The sequence below is a fragment of the Nevskia soli DSM 19509 genome (assembly GCF_000711955.1).
GTDB lineage: Bacteria > Pseudomonadota > Gammaproteobacteria > Nevskiales > Nevskiaceae > Nevskia > Nevskia soli.
The window spans coordinates 11078-27690 of sequence record NZ_JONR01000043.1; the positions used below are offsets into that span (position 1 = coordinate 11078).

A 16613-nucleotide genomic window follows, 5' to 3' on the forward strand; every position below is an offset into this window, starting at 1 on the left:
CCATTATCCACGTTTACGCGGCGCTTCCGTGCGCCGCGTCGCCCGCCGCCGCCGCGCCGCGCGAACGGCCCAGGCGGTTGTTGAGACGATCCAGGTAGAGATAGACCACCGGAGTGGTGAACAGCGTCAGCAACTGGCTCAGGATCAGGCCGCCGACCATGGTGTAGCCCAGCGGCTGGCGCAGCTCCGAGCCGGTGCCGTGGCCCAGCATCAGCGGCAGCGCGCCGAGCAGGGCGGCCATGGTGGTCATCATGATCGGGCGGAAGCGCAGCAGGCAGGCCTGGCGGATCGACTGCTCCGGCGTCATGTGGTGCTCGCGCTCCGCCTGGATGGCGAAATCCACCATCATGATGCCGTTCTTCTTGACGATGCCGATCAGCAGGATGATGCCGATCAGCGCGATCACCGACAGGTCGAAGTGGAATGCCATCAGCATCAGCAGGGCGCCCACGCCGGCCGAAGGCAGGGTGGAGAGAATGGTCAGCGGATGGATGTAGCTCTCGTAGAGCATGCCCAGGATGATGTACACGACCACCAGCGCCGCCAGGATCAGGTAGGGCTCGCTCTTCAGCGAGGCCTGGAAGGCCTGGGCCGTGCCCTGGTAGGTGCCGGTCAGCGAGGCCGGCAGGTGGATCGCCGCCGCGGCCTGGTTGATCGCGTCCACCGCCTGCCCCAGGGCCACGCCCTGCGCCAGGTTGAAGGACAGCGTCACCGCCGGGAACTGGCCCTGGTGACTGATGGACAGGTAGGTGACGTGCTGCGTGTCGAAACGGGCGAAGGTCGACAGCGGCACCTGCTGCCCGGTCACCGGCGACTTGATGTACAGCTTGTTCAGCGTGTTGGGGTCGGCCTGCATCGCCGGTGGTACTTCCAGGATCACGTGATAGCTGTTGAGCTGGGTGAAATACTGCGTCACCTGGCGCTGGCCGAAGGCGTCGTACAGCGTGTTGTCGATCAGCGAGGGCTGGATGCCGAAGCGGCCGGCCTGGTCGCGGTCGATCACCAGCGACAGCTTGGTGCCGTGGTTCTGCTGGTCGGAGGCGACGTCGCGCAGCTCCGGCAGCTTCTGCAGCGCCGCCAGCAGCCGCGGCGACCAGTCGTTCAACTCGTTGAGGTCGGCGTCCTGCAGGGTGTACTGGTACTGGGTGCGCGCCAGCCTGCCGCCGACGTTGACGTCCTGCGCCGCCTGCAAATAAAGCGTGGCTCCCTTCACCTTGGCCAGCTGCGGCCGCAGGCGGCTGATGATCTGGTCGGCGCTGGCCGAACGTTTGCCGCGCGGCTTCAGGCCGATGACGGCGTAGCCGTTGTTGAGCGGCCGCGAGCCGCCGACCGAGGCGCCCCAGCTGGCCACGTCCGGGTCCTTCGAGAGTACGTCGGTGAGCTGGTGCTGCAGCTTCACCATCTCAGCGAAGGACACGTCCTGCGCCGCGTCCGACAGGCCGGAGATGATGCCGGTGTCCTGCTGCGGGAAGAAGCCCTTGGGCTCGGCCATGTACAGCAGCACCGTGGCCACCACCGTCAGCACGAACACCAGCAGGGTCAGCGGCTGGTGCCGCAGCACGGTGTCCAGGCCGCGCGTGTACCAGGCCAGCAGCTTGTCGAAGGCGCGCTCGATCGCCAGGTAGGCGCGGCCGTGCTGCGCGTGCTTTTCATCGCGCAGGAACAGGGCGCACATCATCGGCGACAGGGTCAGCGAAACGAAGGCCGAAACCGCGATGGTCATGGTCACGGTGACGGCGAATTCGCGGAACAGGCGGCCGACGATGCCGCCCATCAGCAGCAGCGGGATGAACACCGCCACCAGCGACAGGCTGATCGAGATGATGGTGAAGCTGATCTCGCCGGAGCCCTTGATCGCCGCCTCGCGCGGCGACATGCCGTCCTCGATGTGGCGGTAGATGTTCTCCAGCATGACGATGGCGTCATCGACCACGAAGCCCACCGCGATGGTCAGGCCCATCAGCGACAGGTTGTCCAGGCTATAGCCCACCACGTACATCAGGGCGGCGGTGCCGAGCAGGGCCAGCGGCACGGTCACGCCGGGGATCACCGTCGCCCAGAAGTTGCGCAGGAACAGGAAGATCACCATCACCACCAGCGCGATGGTCAGCACCAGGGTGAACTCCACATCCTCCACCGAGGCCTTGATGGTGGTGGTGCGGTCGATGACCTTGTCCACCTTGATCGAGGGCGGCACCGCGGTCAATACCTTGGGCAGCAGGGCGTTGATGCTGTTGACGGTGTCGATGATGTTGGCGCCGGGCTGCTTGAAGATCTGCAGCAGGATGCCGTTCTTGCCGTTCTGCCAGGCGGAGAGCTGGATGTTTTCAGGCGCGTCCAGCGCCACGCCGATGTCGCGGATGCGCACCGGCGCGCCGTTGCGATAGGCGACGATGACGTCGTTCCACGGCGCGGCCTTGAGCAGCTGGTCGTTGTCGTAGATGGCGAAGCTGTGCTTGACGCCGTTGATCGAACCCTGCGGCGCATCCACCGAGGCGGTGGTGATGACGCTGGCCACGTCCTCCAGCTGGATGCCGAGCGCGGCGATCTTGCCCGGATCCACCTGGATACGCACCGCCGGTTTCTGCTGGCCGCCGAGGGACACCTGCGCCACGCCCGGCAGCTGCGACACGTGCTGCGCGATCACCGTTTCGGCGTAGTCGTCCACCTGGGTCAGCGGCAGCACGTCGGAGTGCACCGACAGGATCAGGATCGCCGAATCGGCGGGATTGACCTTGCGGTAGTTGGGCGGCGAGGGCAGGTTCTTCGGCAGCTGCCCGCCCGCGGCGACGATGGCCGACTGTACGTCCTGGGCCGCGGCGTCGATGTTGCGGTTGAGGTCGAACTGGATGGTCAGCTGGGTGTTGCCGAGCACGCTGGTCGAGGTCATCTGCGACACGCCGGGAATCGCCGAGAACTGCGTTTCCAGCGGCGTCGCCACCGACGAGGCCATGGTTTCGGGGCTGGCGCCGGGCAGCGAGGCCGAGACCTGGATGGTGGGGAAATCCACCTGCGGCAGCGGTGCCACCGGCAGCATCGGGAAGGTGACGATGCCGATCAGCAGGATTCCCGCCATCAGCAGCGAGGTGGCGATCGGTCGCTGGATGAAGGGGGCGGAAATGTTCATGGCTTGGCGTTGGCCGCCGCCGGCTCCGTCGCCGGGGTGGCGTCGGAAGCCGGGGCCGCGCCGGCCGCCGCCGTCTTGGTGGCGTTATCGGAGCCGGTGCGCACCTTGGCGTCGGGTTGCAGACGGTACTGGTTGCTGACCACCACCTGCTCGCCTTCCTTGAGGCCGTCGTTCACCAGCACCGTATCGGTATTCTCGTCGGTGATCTTCAGCGGCCGCACTTCCACCGTGGAGTCGGCGCGCAGTACGTAGGTGAAGATGCCGTTGGGTCCGCGCTGCACCGCGGTGGAGGGGATGCTGAGCGCCTCATGCCGGGTTTGCAGCAGGGCCCTGGCGTTGATGAACTCGCCCGGCCACAGGGTGTTGTGCGTATTGGGGAAGACCGCCTTGACCCGTACCGTACCGGTGGTCGGATCGATCTGGTTGTCGATCAGCGTCACGGTGCCGTGATCCAGCTCGGTCTTGCCGTCGCGCGACAGCGCCGCCACGGTCACGCCGCCTTTCTCCAGGGCGGCGGACATCGCCGGCAATGAATCTTCCGGCAGGGTGAAGATCGCCGAGATCGGCTGCAGCTGCGTCACCACCACGATGCCGGTGGTGTCGGACGCGTGCACGTTGTTGCCCGGATCGACCAGGCGGATGCCGGTGCGGCCCTGGATCGGCGAGGTGATGGTGGTGTAGTCGAGCTGGGTGCGGGCGTTGTCCACCGCGGCCTGGTCGCTCTTGATCTGCGCCGCGGTCTGCATCACCAGGGCGCGCTGCGTGTCCACCGTCTGCTTGCTGGTCAGGTCCTGCGGCGCCAGCATCTCGTAGCGCTCGAGGTCGCGCTTGGCGTTCTCCAGCAGGGCCTGATCCTTGTCCCGCGTGCCGATCGCCTGCTCCAGCGCGGCCTGGTAGGGGCGCGGGTCGATCTGCGCCAGCAGGTCGCCCTTCTGCACCGTCTGTCCCTCGGTGAAGCCCACCTTCATCAGCTGCCCGTCGACGCGCGGCGTGATGGTCACGGTGTAGAAGGCCTGCACCGAGCCCAGGCCTTCCGCGTACTGCGGCATGTCGACGCGCTTAGCCGGGACCACATCGACGGCGATACCCTGCGAGGCTTTCGGCTTCGCCGCGGCCCCGGCCTTTTCGTCCGCGCGCAGGTGCCACCAGTACAGCAGGCCGAGCACCACTGCGACCGCGATCATCACGCTACGGGTGCGGCCCGGCTTGAGGGTCCGCATCGAGATTCCGCTGTCAGCGGCCATGCTTGTTTGCTCCTGCAGCCTTGTTGCTTAGTTGCTTAAGCTTGTTGCCAACCGCCGCCCAGGGCGCTGAACAGATTCACCAGGGCTTGCAGGTGGGAGAATTTGACTTGGGCCAGCGCATCCTGCGCAGTGAACAGGGCGCTTTCGGTATTGAGTAGGGTCAGCACGTTGATGGTGCCGGCGTGCATCTGCGCCTGGGCGATCTCATAGGCGCGCTGCGCCGTGTTCACCGCCTCCTGCTGCCGCTGTTCCTGCTCCGCCGTCTGTTGCACCGCGACCAGGGCGTCCTCGACATTGCCGAAGGCCGAGATCACCGCCTTGTGGTAATCCGCCGCCAGCTCGGCGTAGCGTCCCTTGGCCAGTTCCGACTGCCCTTGCAGCAGGCCGCCCTCGAAGATCGGCTGGGTGATGCCCGCCGCCACCGAGAAGATGGCGTTGGAGGGATTGAGCAGTCCGGCCAGCTGGTCGCTGGCATAGCCGCCGCTGGCGGTGAGGACGATGCTGGGGAAGAAGGCGGCGCGCGCCGCGGCCATGTCGGCATTGGCGGAGATCAGCTGCGCCTCGGCCTCGGCCACATCCGGGCGGCGCGCCAGCAGTTCGGACGGCAAGCCCGGCGCCACCTGCGGCTGCGCCACACCGTCCAGGGTGCCGCTGTTCACTTCCACCGATTCCGGCGTGGCGCCGACCAGGATCGCCAGCGCGTCCACGCTCTGCCGCAGCTGCTGCTTCAGCGGCGGGATTGCGGCGTAGAGCGTGGCCACGGTGGTGGCCTGCTGCGCCACGTCGAGGGCGTTGGCGGTGCCGGCCTGCTGCTGCAGCTTGAGGCCGTTGAGAATGGTCTGCGCGGCATCGAGGTTCTTCTGCGCCACGTCGAGGCGGTCGCGCAGCGACAGCGTCTGGAAATAGGTGCCGGCGACGCTGCTCATCACCGTCAGTTCGACAGTGGCGCGGTCGTAGCGGCTGGCGTTGGCGGCGGCCACGGCGGCATCGCGCGTCGCCCGGTTCTTGCCCCAGAAGTCGAGCGCGTAGCTGGCGCTGAGCAGAGGGCTGAACGTGGCGCCGGTGTGCGAGCCGCTGGAGCCCTGGGTGCGCGTCTGGCTGGCGTCGAAGCTGGCGTCCAGCGTGGGCAGCAGCGCCGCCCCGGCGATGCGCGCCTGCGCGTCGGCCTGGCGCACGCGGGCAATGGCGGCGGCGATGTCGTCGTTGGCCTGGCGCGACTGGGCCATGAAGGCGTCGAGCTGCGGCGAGCCGAACCCCTTCCACCAGTCCGCCGAAGGCCAGGCCGCGGCGGCCTGGGCATCGGCCCCGGTCCAGGCGGCGGGCGGCGGCACGTCCGGCCGCTGGTAGCCGGGCCCGAGGTTGCAGGCGGAGAGGCCGGCCACGCAGCAGGCGGCCAGCCAGCGGTGGCGGCCAGGGGAGGGCGTGTTCGTAGGAGAACCTGTCGTTCGAGCGGTCATTGCGTGTAGTGCGGGCCTGCGCCCGGACGGAAGATTAAGCGCCGCCGCATTCGGGGGCATTGGCGAATCATTAAATTCCGTTAATCAGCGGGCTGGGCGCCGCATGACGCGGTTTTTCATATCGCTAGCACCATTGGCTATTTCCCCGCGCCCGGCGCTTTGCCTAGAGTGTGCGACCCTCGCGCCGCTCCATTCCCTTGTCCCAGGCCCCGCCCATGATCAGCCTCGAAGGCGTCGCCAAGAGCTTCGCGGCGGGACCGCGCCCGTTCGAAGCGGTGGCGCCCCTCTGCCTGCGCGTCGGATCCGGGGAGGTATTCGGCATCATCGGCTTCTCCGGCGCCGGCAAGTCCACACTGTTGCGCCTGATCAACCTGCTGGAGCGCCCTACCGCCGGCGAAATCTGGGTCGGCGGCCAGCGCCTGGACCTGCTCGATGCCGCCGCCCTGCGCCAGGCCCGGCGGCGCATCGGCATGATCTTCCAGCAATTCAACCTGCTGCATAACCACAGCGCCCTGGAGAACGTCTGCTTCCCGCTGCGCATCGCCGGCCTCAAGGGTGAAGCCGTCGCCGCCCGCGCCCGGCAGTGCCTGGAACTGGTCGGCCTGGCCGACAAGGCCGCGCACTATCCGGCCCAGCTCAGCGGCGGCCAGAAGCAGCGCGTCGCCATCGCCCGCGCGCTCGCCACCGAGCCGCAGGTGCTGCTCTGCGACGAACCCACCTCGGCGCTCGACCCGCATACCACCCGCGAACTGCTCGCTGTACTGCGCGACATCAACCAGCGCCTGGGCGTGACCATCGTCATCGTCAGCCATTCGCTCGCGGTGGTGCGCGCGCTGTGCGACCGCGTGGCGGTGATGGAAAACGGGCGCGTGGTGGAGGAACTGGACCTGCGCCAGGCCGAACCGCCGCAGCCGCGCAGCGATGCGGCACGGCGCCTGTTCGAGGCGGTATAGGAGTTATCGAGCCATGTCGGATTCCCTGATCGAAATCCTGCCCGACCTGTGGCTGGCCCTGGGCCAGACCGCGCTGATGCTGCTGGTGTCGCTGGCGGCGTCGGTGCTGCTCGGCGGCCCCCTGGGCGTGCTGGTGCTGCTCACCGACCGCGGCCAGCTGCTGCAACGGCCCTGGCTGTTCGCCGTGCTCAACGGCTTCATCAACGTGGTGCGCTCCTTCCCCTTCGTCATCCTCATCGTGGCCCTGGTGCCGCTGACGCGCTGGCTCATCGGCAGTTCCATCGGCCCCCTGGCCGCGGCGGTGCCGCTGTCTTTCGCCGCCGTCCCGTACTTCGCCCGCCTGGTCGAGCAGTCGCTGCGCGAAGTACCGCGAGGCGTGGTCGAAGCCGCCGAGGCGATGGGCGCGAGCGTGCCGCAGATCGTGTTCAAGGTGCTGCTGGTGGAGGCGCGCTCCGGCCTGGTGCTGGGCCTGACCGTGATGGCGGTGAGCCTGCTGTCCTACACCGCCGTGGCCGGCGTGGTCGGCGGCGGCGGCATCGGCGACCTCGCCATCCGCTACGGCTACTACCGTTTCCAGACCAACGTCATGCTGATCACCGTGGCCATCCTGGTGGTGATCGTGCAGGCCATCCAGTTCACCGGCAACCGCATTGCCGCGCGGCTCGACAAGCGTTGAGCCCTTCCGCTCCAGACTTCATATATAAAGAGGGACGCATCATGATCCGCAAACTGCTGTTCCGTGCCTTGCCCCTGTTCCTCGTTGCCCTGCTCGCCGGCCTGCCGGCGCAGGCGGCCGACAAGAAGCAGCTCAACATCGGCGCCACCGCCGGTCCCTTCAGCGACATGATCCGCCACAGCATCAAGCCCTGGCTGGAAGCGCGCGGCTACTCGGTGAAGGTGATCGAGTTCAGCGACTACGTGCAGCCCAACCTGGCGCTGGCGCAGGGCGCGCTCGACGCCAACGTGTTCCAGCACATCGTCTACCTGCGCAAGTTCGCCGCCGACCATGATCTGCAGCTCGAGCCGGTGGCGCAGGTGCCGACCGAGCCGATGGGCCTGTACAGCCGCAAGCACCACGCCCTGAACGAGCTCAAGGACGGCGACCGCATCGCCCTGCCCAACGACCCGACCAACGAGGCGCGCGCCCTCGGCATGCTGGCCAAGCGCGGCCTGCTGCAACTGAAGCCCGACACCGACCCGGTGCGCGCCTCGGAAAAGGACGTTGCCGCCAACCCGCGCCATCTCAAGCTGCTGCCGCTGGAAGCCGCCTCGCTGCCGCGCTCGCTCGACGACACCGACTACTCCTTCGTCAACGGCAACTACGCCTACGCCTCCGGCCTGAAGCTGGCCGACGCGGTGGACATCGAAGACCTCGGCGACCGCTACATCAACGTCGTCGCGGTGCGCAGCGCCGACAAGGGGCAGCCCTTCGTCAACGACCTCGTCGCCGCCTACAACTCCCCCGAGTTCAAGGCCTTCATCGCCAGGACCTATCCGGAATTCAGCAAGCCGCAGGGTTGGTAAGCATGCTTGTTGCCCAGTTCAGCCGCCCCGGCCCGCGTCGGGGCGGCTGAACTGATCTTTTCGACGACGTTCCTGAAACGGTCCCCCCAGGAAGCGTGGCGGGCGCCGCATTCACGGCGGTGACGCTCCGCGCTTTCCAGCCTGTATCATTTGCCACCGGCCGGAACCCGTCATGATCGATCGCAGAACCTTTCTTACCGCCAGCAGCGCCACCATGGCCCTCGCCGCGCTCGGCATCACGCCGGCCGCGCTCGCGGCCAAGCGCATCCAGTTCGGCGCCGCCGCGCCCTTCTCCTTCGAGGCGCTGATCGAGCAAGCCCGCGCCAGGGCGGGGCAGCCCTATGCGCCGCCGCCGACCCTGTCGCGCGAAGTGCTGGAACGCATCGACTACGACGCCCACGGCAAGATCCACTTCAAGCCCGAGTACGCCCTCTTCGCCAAGGGCCCGGGGCAATTCCCGGTGACCTTCTTCCACCTCGGCCGCTACTTCCAGGCGCCGGTGCGCATGTACCTGGCCGAAGGCGCCAGCGCGCGCGAGCTGATCTACGACCCGGACTACTTCGACATGCCGAAGGACAGTCCGGCGCGCGAGTTGCCCAAGGGCGCCGGCTTCGCCGGCTTCCGCTTCCAGGAAAGCCGTCTCGATGATCAGGACCGGCTCGACTGGCACAAGAACGACTGGGCCGCCTTCCTCGGCGCCTCCTACTTCCGCGCCATCGGCGAGCTGTACCAATACGGCCTGTCCGCGCGCGGCGTCGCCGCCAACGTTGCGGTGGCCGGCAAGCCGGAAGAATTTCCCGCCTTCACCCAGGTCTATTTCGAAGCCCCGGCCGAGAACAGCGACACGGTGACCGTCTGCGCTTTCCTCGAAGGCCCCAGCATCACCGGCGCCTACCGCTTCATCATGCGCCGCGACAAGGCGGTGATCATGGAGGTCGAGACCGCCCTGTTCCTGCGCGCCGACATCGACCGGCTCGGCCTCGCGCCGCTGACCTCGATGTACTGGTTCTCCGAGACCGTCAAGAGCACCGCCGTGGACTGGCGCCCCGAGGTGCACGACTCCGACGGCCTGGCCATCTGGACCGGCGCCGGCGAGCACATCTGGCGCCCGCTCAACAATCCGCCGCGCACCATGGCCTCGGCCTTCTCCGACGCCAACCCGCACGGCTTCGGCCTGCTCCAGCGCGACCGCAACTTCGACCACTACCTCGACGGCGTCAACTACCAGCGCCGCCCCAGCCTGTGGGTCGAACCGCTGGATGGCTGGGGCGAGGGCTCGGTGCAGCTGGTGGAAATCCCCGACAACGACGAGATCCACGACAACATCGTCGCCATGTGGGTGCCCAAGGCCCCGGCCCGCGCCGGCTCCAGCTACCGCCTGCACTACCGCCTCTACTGGAGCGCGGACGAGCCGTACCCCACGCCGCTGGCGCGCTGCGTCGCCACCCGCCTCGGCCGCGGCGGCCAGCCCGGCCAGCCGCGCCCGGCGGGCGTGCGCAAGTTCGTGGTCGAATTCATGGGCGGCCCGCTGGTGTCCCTGCCGTTCGGCGTCAAGCCCGAGCCGGTGCTGACCGCCTCGCGCGGCACCTTCTCCTATGTCTTCGCCGAAGCCGTGCCGGACGGTGTCAGCGGCCACTGGCGCGCCCAGTTCGACCTCACCGTCGACGGCAACGACCCGGTGGACCTGCGGCTCTACCTCAAGTCGGGCAGCAACACCCTGTCCGAAACCTGGCTGTTCCAGTACCACCCGTTCACATGAACCGGCGGCGTAGCCGCCGACCGATGCCCCTCTACCGCAACGCGGGAGAGGGGAGGACCGCCCGCGGAGCGGGTGGTGGGGTGAGGGAGGCCGTAGGCAGTAGACGCGGCTTTGCGCGAAAATCGACGCATTGCCCGGTGGAACGCTAAATGCCGCAGACCCAGCCTCATGCCGAAGTTCCGCCAGGATCGCTGTGGATCGTCTCCGCCCCCAGCGGCGGCGGCAAGACCAGCCTGAGCCGCGCCCTGGTGGAACGCCTCAAGCAGCGCGGCATCGCCTGCGCCATCTCGGTGTCCTACACCACCCGCGCGCCGCGCGCGGGGGAGGAGCACGGCAGCCACTACCACTTCGTCGACGACGCCACATTCCTGGCCATGGTCGCGGCCGGGGAATTCCTCGAGCACGCCGAGGTGTTCGGCCGGCGCTACGGCACTGGCCTCGCCGAAACCGAGCGCCTGCTCGCCGCCGGCACCGAACTGCTGCTGGATATCGACTGGCAGGGCGCCCGCCAGATCCGTGCCCGGCGACCGGATGCCAAAGGGGTGTTCATCCTGCCCCCCTCGGCGGCCGAACTGGAACGCCGACTGCACGGCCGCGGCCAGGACGACCCCGAGGTCATCGCCGCCCGCATGGAAGCCGCCCACGCCGAAATGGTGCATTACGACGAATACGACTACCTCATCGTCAACGACACCTTCGACCACGCCCTCGACGAGTTGCAGTCCCTGATCCTGGCCCGCCGCCTCGGCCTGCCGGCCCAGCGCGCGCGCCATGCCGCCTTGATCCGGGAATTGAAGCTGTAAATCCGGCCGCTTTCTCCGGCCTGGGGCTCCGCCCGGTCCCGGTTGAAAAGCCAGCGAAACCCCATACTATTTCGAGTGTTACCGGCGCAGTCCCGGTCCGGTAGGTCGGCTCGAGCGAAGCGGAGCCGACGGGTGCCGTTCCCATTTCCAGGCGCCTAAAAACCGCCCCGCTCTTGGCCTGCCGCCCCCGGTTTGGGTATAATTAGCAGCTTAGTCCGTGTTTTCTCAGCAGGTAAGTCATGGCACGCGTAACCGTAGAAGATTGTCTGGCCCGCATCCCCAACCAGTTCGAACTGAGCCTGGTCGCCGCCAAGCGCGCCCGCCAGCTGGCTCGCGGCGCCGAAGCGCGCCTGCCCTGGGGCAGCCACAAGTCCACCGTCCTGTCGCTGAAGGAAATCGCCGAAGGCTACGTCGGCACCTCCGTGCTGAGCGAGGCCGACCTGCCCGCCATCCAGCAGCCGAAGATGGAACTGGAAGCGCTGGATCCCAGCTTCGATATGTAAGCTGCGGATATTTCGCAGATTCAAAAAAGGGGCCGCAAGGCCCCTTTTTTATTGCTTTTGATTTGCCGCTTTTGATTGTTTCAACAGTCCGGTCATCGATGACCGGTGCCTGGACAGGACGTCCAGCTTGCACCGTCGCGCGCCGCCCTCAGTCTATACTGAGCTTATGGAATTCCCGGTCATCCAGCGCATCGGCACGGCGATCCGCACTCAGCGCGTAGCGCGCGAGTACGGCATCGAAGCCCTGTGCAAGGTGCTGCAGGAATATCTGCCCGAAGACCAGATCGCCGAAGTGCGCCGCGCCTACGAGTTCGGCGCCCGCATGCATTCCGGCCAGGCCCGCGAATCCGGCGAACCCTACATCTATCACCCGCTGGCGGTGGCCCGCATCCTGGCCGAAATGCGCCTCGACGCCACCACGCTGTGCGCCGCTATCCTGCACGACGTGATCGAGGACACGGCCGTCGACAAGGGCGAGATCGTGCGCCTGTTCGGCAAGGACGTGGCCGAGCTGGTCGACGGCGTCAGCAAGTTCCACAAAGTCGAAGGCATGACCCGCGCCGAGCAGCAGGCCGAGAGCGTGCGCAAGCTGCTGCTGGCGATGGCGCAGGATCTGCGCGTCATCCTGGTCAAGCTGGCCGACCGCCTGCACAACATGCGCACCCTGGAAGGCGTGGAGTCGGCCAAGCGCCGCCGCGTGGCCCGCGAAACCATCGAAATCTACGCTCCCATCGCGCAGCGCTTAGGGATAAACACCCTGCGCACCGAGCTGGAAGACCTGGCCTTCCTCAACCTGCACCCCAAGCGCTACAACGTGTTCCAGCGCGCGGTGAACGACCGTCTGGGCGACACCAAGAGCCTGATCAAGGAATTCGAGCACAAGCTCGAGCGCGCCCTGCGCGAGGAAGGCATCGGCGCCTCGGTGGTCGGCCGCCAGAAGAACCTCTACGCCGTCTACGAAAAGATGCAGCGCAAGCGCCTGCGCTTTCTCGACGTGATGGACCTGCTCGGCTTCCGCATCCTGGTGACCAAGGTCGACGACTGCTACCGCGCCCTGGGCGTGGTGCACCACGTCTACCGGCCCATCTCCGAGCTGTTCAACGACTTCATCGCCAACCCCAAGGTCAACGGCTACCAGTCGCTGCACACCACCTGCGTCGGCCCGCAGGGCCGCAAGATCGAAGTGCAGATCCGCACCCGCGACATGCACCACATCTCCGAGAGCGGCATCGCCGCCCACTGGCAGTACAAGCTCGGCGGCAAGAACGACCCCGGTTCCGCGCCGCAGGTGCGCGCCCGCGAATGGCTCGGCAACCTGTTCGAAATGCAGGGCGGCGCCGGCGCGCTCGACTTCATCGAAAACGTCAAGGTCGACCTGTTCCCGGACGAGGTCTACGTCTTCACCCCCAAGGGCCAGATCCGCCGCCTGCCGCGCGGCGCCACCGCCGTGGACTTCGCCTACTCGGTGCACTCCGAGTTGGGCGACCACTGCGTCGCCTCGCGCATCGACCAGCAGCTCGAGCCGCTCAACACGCCCTTGCAGAACGGCCAGACGGTGGAAATCATCACCGCCCGCCACGCCCGCCCGAACGCCGCCTGGCTCAACTACGTCAAGACCGCCAAGGCGCGCTCGCACATCCGCAACTTCCTCAAGAACCAGCGCGAGGACGAGGCCATCCGCCTCGGCCGCCGCCTGCTGGAAATCGCCCTGCGCGAGCTGCACGTGCCGCTGTCCTCCCTCAAGGAGGAGTCCACCGAAGCGGTGCTCAAGGCCTTCAACCTGCAGGACATGGAAGACCTCTACATCTCCATCGGCACCGGCTCGCGCCTGGCGCCGCTGGTGGCCCGCCACTTCCTGCCGGACCCGCAGCAGAACACCGTCCCCGGCGAAAGCGTGCCCTTGCAGATCGAAGGCACCGAAGGCCTGGTCATCGACTACGCCAAGTGCTGCCACCCGATCCCGGGCGACGACATCTGCGGCTACGTCAGCGTCGGCCGCGGCATCGTCATCCACCGCCTCGAATGCCGCCACGTGCAGACCCGCAAGGGCGGACCGCAGGAACGCGTGCCCCTGATCTGGTCGGAGAAAGTGCAGGGCGACTTCCTGGCCGAGCTCAAGCTCAAGGCCGAGAACCGCCGCGGCCTGCTGGCCATGGTTGCCGGCGAAATCTCCAGCGCCAACGCCAGCATCGAAAACGTGCAGATGCCCGAACGCGACGGCTCCGAGGCCCTGGAAATGCGCTTCGTCGTCACGGTGAAGGACCGCGTCCACCTGGCGCGCGTGCTGCGCCGCCTGCGCCGCCTGCCGCCGGTGCAGCGCGTCAACCGCGTTTAAAGCAGTGGCCTGTGATTAGTGGTTAGTGACCAGTTGGTTTGTGCGGCTCGCAAATTTCGCTTCTACTAACCACTAACCACTAACCACTAATCACTTTTCCACTATGACCCGTCAGATCATCCACACCGACCAGGCGCCGGCCGCTATCGGCACCTACTCGCAGGCCGTCAAGTGCGGCAACACCGTCTATCTATCCGGGCAGATCCCGCTCGACCCGAAGACCATGCAGCTGCAGAACGCCACCATCGAGGCCGAGATCCACCAGGTCTTCACCAACCTGCGCGCAGTCGCCGAAGCCTCCGGCGGCGGCCTCAAGGACGTCGCCAAGCTCAACGTCTTCCTCACCGACCTGGCGCACTTCCCCAAGGTCAACGAAATCATGAGCGAGTACTTCGTGCAGCCGTTCCCGGCGCGCGCCGCCATCGGCGTGGCCAGCCTGCCGCGCGGCTCGCGTGTCGAGGCGGACGCGATCCTGGTTCTCGAATAGAACTGCGGTGGCGGGGGCCGTGAAAAGGGAGGGGGCAGGCGGGCGGCGCACAGCGCCGCGTGCGGCCGGCGTCAAGCCGCCCACCACCCTCGCCACCGAAGTCACCTACCTCAAAGGTGCCGGCCCCGCCGTGGCCGCGAAACTGCGCGCGCTCGACATCGAGCGCGTGCAGGACCTGCTGTTCCACCTGCCCAGCCGCTACGAGGACCGCCGCCGCATCGTCCCGCTCGACGAGCTCAAGGCCGGCGAGGAAGCCCTGGTGCGCGGCAAGGTGGTGGCGGCCGACGTGCGCTTCGGCGGCCCGCGCCGCAGCCTGCGCGTGGCCATCGACGACGGCGGCAGCGGCCTGCTGCTGCGCTTCTTCCACTTCAACGAATTGCAGAAGCAGAGCTTCACCGAGGGCCGCTGGGTGCGCGCCTTCGGCACCGTCCGCGCCGGCGCCTCCGGCCTGGAAATGGTTCACCCCGAATACCGCGTCGCCGACGATCCCGCCCTGCTGCCGGCCGAGCCCAAGCTCACGCCGATCTATCCCCTCGTCACCGGCATCACCCAGCAGCGCCTGCGCAGCCTGATCCAGCAAGCCATGGAAGCCGCCGCGCGCGATCCGGAATTCAACGCCGAACTGCCCGGCCTCGCCCCGCCGGACACCATGACCGCCCTGCGCGTCCTGCACGAGCCCGGCGGCACCGACCTCGGCGACCTCCTGCTCGAGCGCCATCCGGCGCAACTGCGCCTGCTGCGTGAAGAGCTGCTGGCGCACCAACTGTGCATGCGCCTGCTGCGCAAGCGCACCCTGGCCCAGCCCGGCGCGCGCATCGACAACCTGCAACAAGCCTCCGCCATGTTGCAGGAGAAGCTGCCCTTCGCCCTCACCGGCGCGCAGCGCCGCGTTATCGGCGAGATCGCCCACGACCTCGCCTCCGGCAAGCCAATGCTGCGCCTGCTCCAGGGCGATGTCGGCTGCGGCAAGACCGTCGTCGCCGCCGCCGCCATGCTCGGCAGCGCCCAGGCCGGTTTGCAGGCCGTGCTGATGGCGCCGACCGAGCTGCTGGCCGAACAGCATGCCCACAACCTCGCCCGCATGCTCGGCCCCCTCGGCGTCGAAGTCGGCGTCCTCTCCGGCCGCATGAAGAAAGCCGAGAAGGAAGAAGCCATGCGCCGCGCCGCGCGCGGCGACGTCAAGGTCTGGGTCGGCACCCACGCCCTGTTCCAGTCCGAAGTGCGCTTCGCCAAGCTCGGCCTGGTCGTGGTCGACGAGCAGCACCGCTTCGGCGTCGGCCAGCGCCTGGCCCTGCGCGACAAGGGCCCGCGCGGCGTCACCCCGCACCAGCTCATCATGTCCGCCACGCCGATCCCGCGCACCCTGGCGCAGACCCTCTACGCCGACCTCGACGTCTCCGTCATCGACGAGCTCCCTCCCGGCCGCACCCCCGTGCTGACCGTGGCCCTCTCCAACGAGCGCCGCGGCGAAGTGCTCGAGCGCATCGGCGAAGTCTGCCTCGCCGGCCGCCAGGCCTACTGGGTCTGCACCCTCATCGAAGAGTCCGACCAGCTCCAGGCCCAGGCCGCCGAAGAGACCTACCGCCAGCTGCGCGCCGAACTCCCAGAGCTGCGTGTCGGCCTGGTCCACGGCCGCCTCAAGGCCCCGGAAAAGGACGCGCAGATGCGCGCCTTCCAGAACGGCGGCACCCAGCTGCTGGTCGCCACCACCGTCATCGAAGTCGGCGTCGACGTCCCCAATGCCAGCATCATGATCATCGACAACGCCGAACGCCTCGGCCTGGCCCAGCTCCACCAGCTGCGCGGCCGGGTCGGCCGCGGCGCCACCGCCAGCCAGTGCGTGCTCATGTACCAGCCGCCGCTGGGCGAGGGCGGCAAGGCGCGGCTCGAAGTCATGCGCACCACCCACGACGGCTTCAAGATCGCCCAGCACGACCTGGAACTGCGCGGCCCCGGCGAACTCCTCGGCCGCAAACAGACCGGCCTGGTCGGCCTCAAGATCGCCGACCCGGTGCGCGATGCCGCGCAGATTCCGCCCTTGCAGAAACTCGCGGACCAATGGCTCAACAAATCACCGCACGAAGCACGGAGACTGATCGCCCGCTGGGTAGGCGACGCCGAAAAATATGCCCAGGTGTGATCGCCGTTCCCCCTCTCCCCATGAACATGGGGAGAGGGCCGGGGTGAGGGGCGCTTTTTCATTGCAATGCGCCAACCTCCGTTCGCTCCGAGTGCCCGCGCAGCGGGTGTGCTTTTCCGAATGTCCCGAGTGAATCGCGAAGCGATTTGTATCGAGGGAGGGGCCAAGCACGGAACTATCCCCCATCGTCATTCCCGCGCAGGCGGGAATCCAGTTTTGCCTTTCCCTTGTCATCCTGAGCGCAGCGAAGGATCTGGCCTCGCAGCTCTGACATCTCGGCG

At 67.6% G+C, this 16613-nt stretch carries 12 protein-coding genes; 9 read left to right on the forward strand and 3 right to left on the reverse strand.

Going from position 1 to position 16613, the window contains the following annotated elements; genetic code table 11:
• Window positions 1-13 precede the first annotated feature (13 nt).
• Genes BP26_RS0119020 through BP26_RS0119030 form a run of 3 tightly spaced genes read right to left on the reverse strand, consistent with a single transcriptional unit; the run spans window position 14 to window position 5828 of the window.
• Window positions 14-3127, reverse strand: a complete 3114-nt coding sequence (locus tag BP26_RS0119020; protein WP_029922149.1) for a multidrug efflux RND transporter permease subunit — start codon at window positions 3125-3127, stop codon at window positions 14-16.
• Window positions 3124-4371 carry an efflux RND transporter periplasmic adaptor subunit gene (locus BP26_RS0119025; protein ID WP_211254976.1) on the reverse strand — a complete coding sequence of 416 codons (1248 nt, stop codon included), beginning with the start codon at window positions 4369-4371 and terminating at the stop codon, window positions 3124-3126. Before BP26_RS0119025 ends, BP26_RS0119020 begins: the two co-directional genes overlap by 4 nt.
• A 35-nt stretch (window positions 4372-4406) precedes the next feature.
• The gene (locus BP26_RS0119030; RefSeq protein WP_084183233.1) at window positions 4407-5828 is read right to left on the reverse strand and encodes an efflux transporter outer membrane subunit; all 1422 of its coding nucleotides are present in this window, start codon (window positions 5826-5828) and stop codon (window positions 4407-4409) included.
• Between the two features lie 215 nt (window positions 5829-6043).
• Between BP26_RS0119030 and BP26_RS0119035 the strand changes: the two genes are divergently transcribed.
• From BP26_RS0119035 to recG, 9 genes are all read left to right on the forward strand, one after another.
• Window positions 6044-6781 carry a methionine ABC transporter ATP-binding protein gene (locus BP26_RS0119035; RefSeq protein ID WP_051749172.1) on the forward strand — a complete coding sequence of 246 codons (738 nt, stop codon included), beginning with the start codon at window positions 6044-6046 and terminating at the stop codon, window positions 6779-6781.
• Window positions 6782-6794: 13 nt separating this feature from the next.
• A complete protein-coding gene (locus tag BP26_RS0119040; RefSeq protein ID WP_029922153.1) occupies window positions 6795-7457 on the forward strand; it encodes a methionine ABC transporter permease in 663 nt (220 codons plus the stop codon).
• A gap of 41 nt (window positions 7458-7498) precedes the next feature.
• On the forward strand, window positions 7499-8305 hold the full coding sequence (locus BP26_RS0119045) for a MetQ/NlpA family ABC transporter substrate-binding protein (RefSeq protein ID WP_029922154.1): 807 nt from the start codon (window positions 7499-7501) through the stop codon (window positions 8303-8305).
• 172 nt (window positions 8306-8477) lie between these two features.
• On the forward strand, window positions 8478-10064 hold the full coding sequence (locus BP26_RS0119050; protein WP_029922155.1) for an OpgD/OpgG family glucan biosynthesis protein: 1587 nt from the start codon (window positions 8478-8480) through the stop codon (window positions 10062-10064).
• A 149-nt stretch (window positions 10065-10213) separates the two neighbouring features.
• A complete protein-coding gene (gene gmk, locus BP26_RS0119055; protein WP_051749173.1) occupies window positions 10214-10867 on the forward strand; it encodes a guanylate kinase in 654 nt (217 codons plus the stop codon).
• A gap of 239 nt (window positions 10868-11106) precedes the next feature.
• Window positions 11107-11370, forward strand: a complete 264-nt coding sequence (rpoZ, locus tag BP26_RS0119060; protein WP_029922157.1) for a DNA-directed RNA polymerase subunit omega — start codon at window positions 11107-11109, stop codon at window positions 11368-11370.
• A gap of 166 nt (window positions 11371-11536) precedes the next feature.
• On the forward strand, window positions 11537-13705 hold the full coding sequence (locus BP26_RS0119065) for a RelA/SpoT family protein (protein WP_084183234.1): 2169 nt from the start codon (window positions 11537-11539) through the stop codon (window positions 13703-13705).
• A 103-nt stretch (window positions 13706-13808) separates the two neighbouring features.
• A complete protein-coding gene (locus BP26_RS0119070) occupies window positions 13809-14192 on the forward strand; it encodes a RidA family protein (protein ID WP_029922159.1) in 384 nt (127 codons plus the stop codon).
• 19 nt (window positions 14193-14211) lie between these two features.
• Window positions 14212-16332: an ATP-dependent DNA helicase RecG gene (gene recG, locus BP26_RS0119075; RefSeq protein ID WP_084183235.1), complete on the forward strand. Its 2121-nt coding sequence runs from the start codon at window positions 14212-14214 to the stop codon at window positions 16330-16332.
• The last annotated feature ends 281 nt before the right edge of the window (window positions 16333-16613 follow it).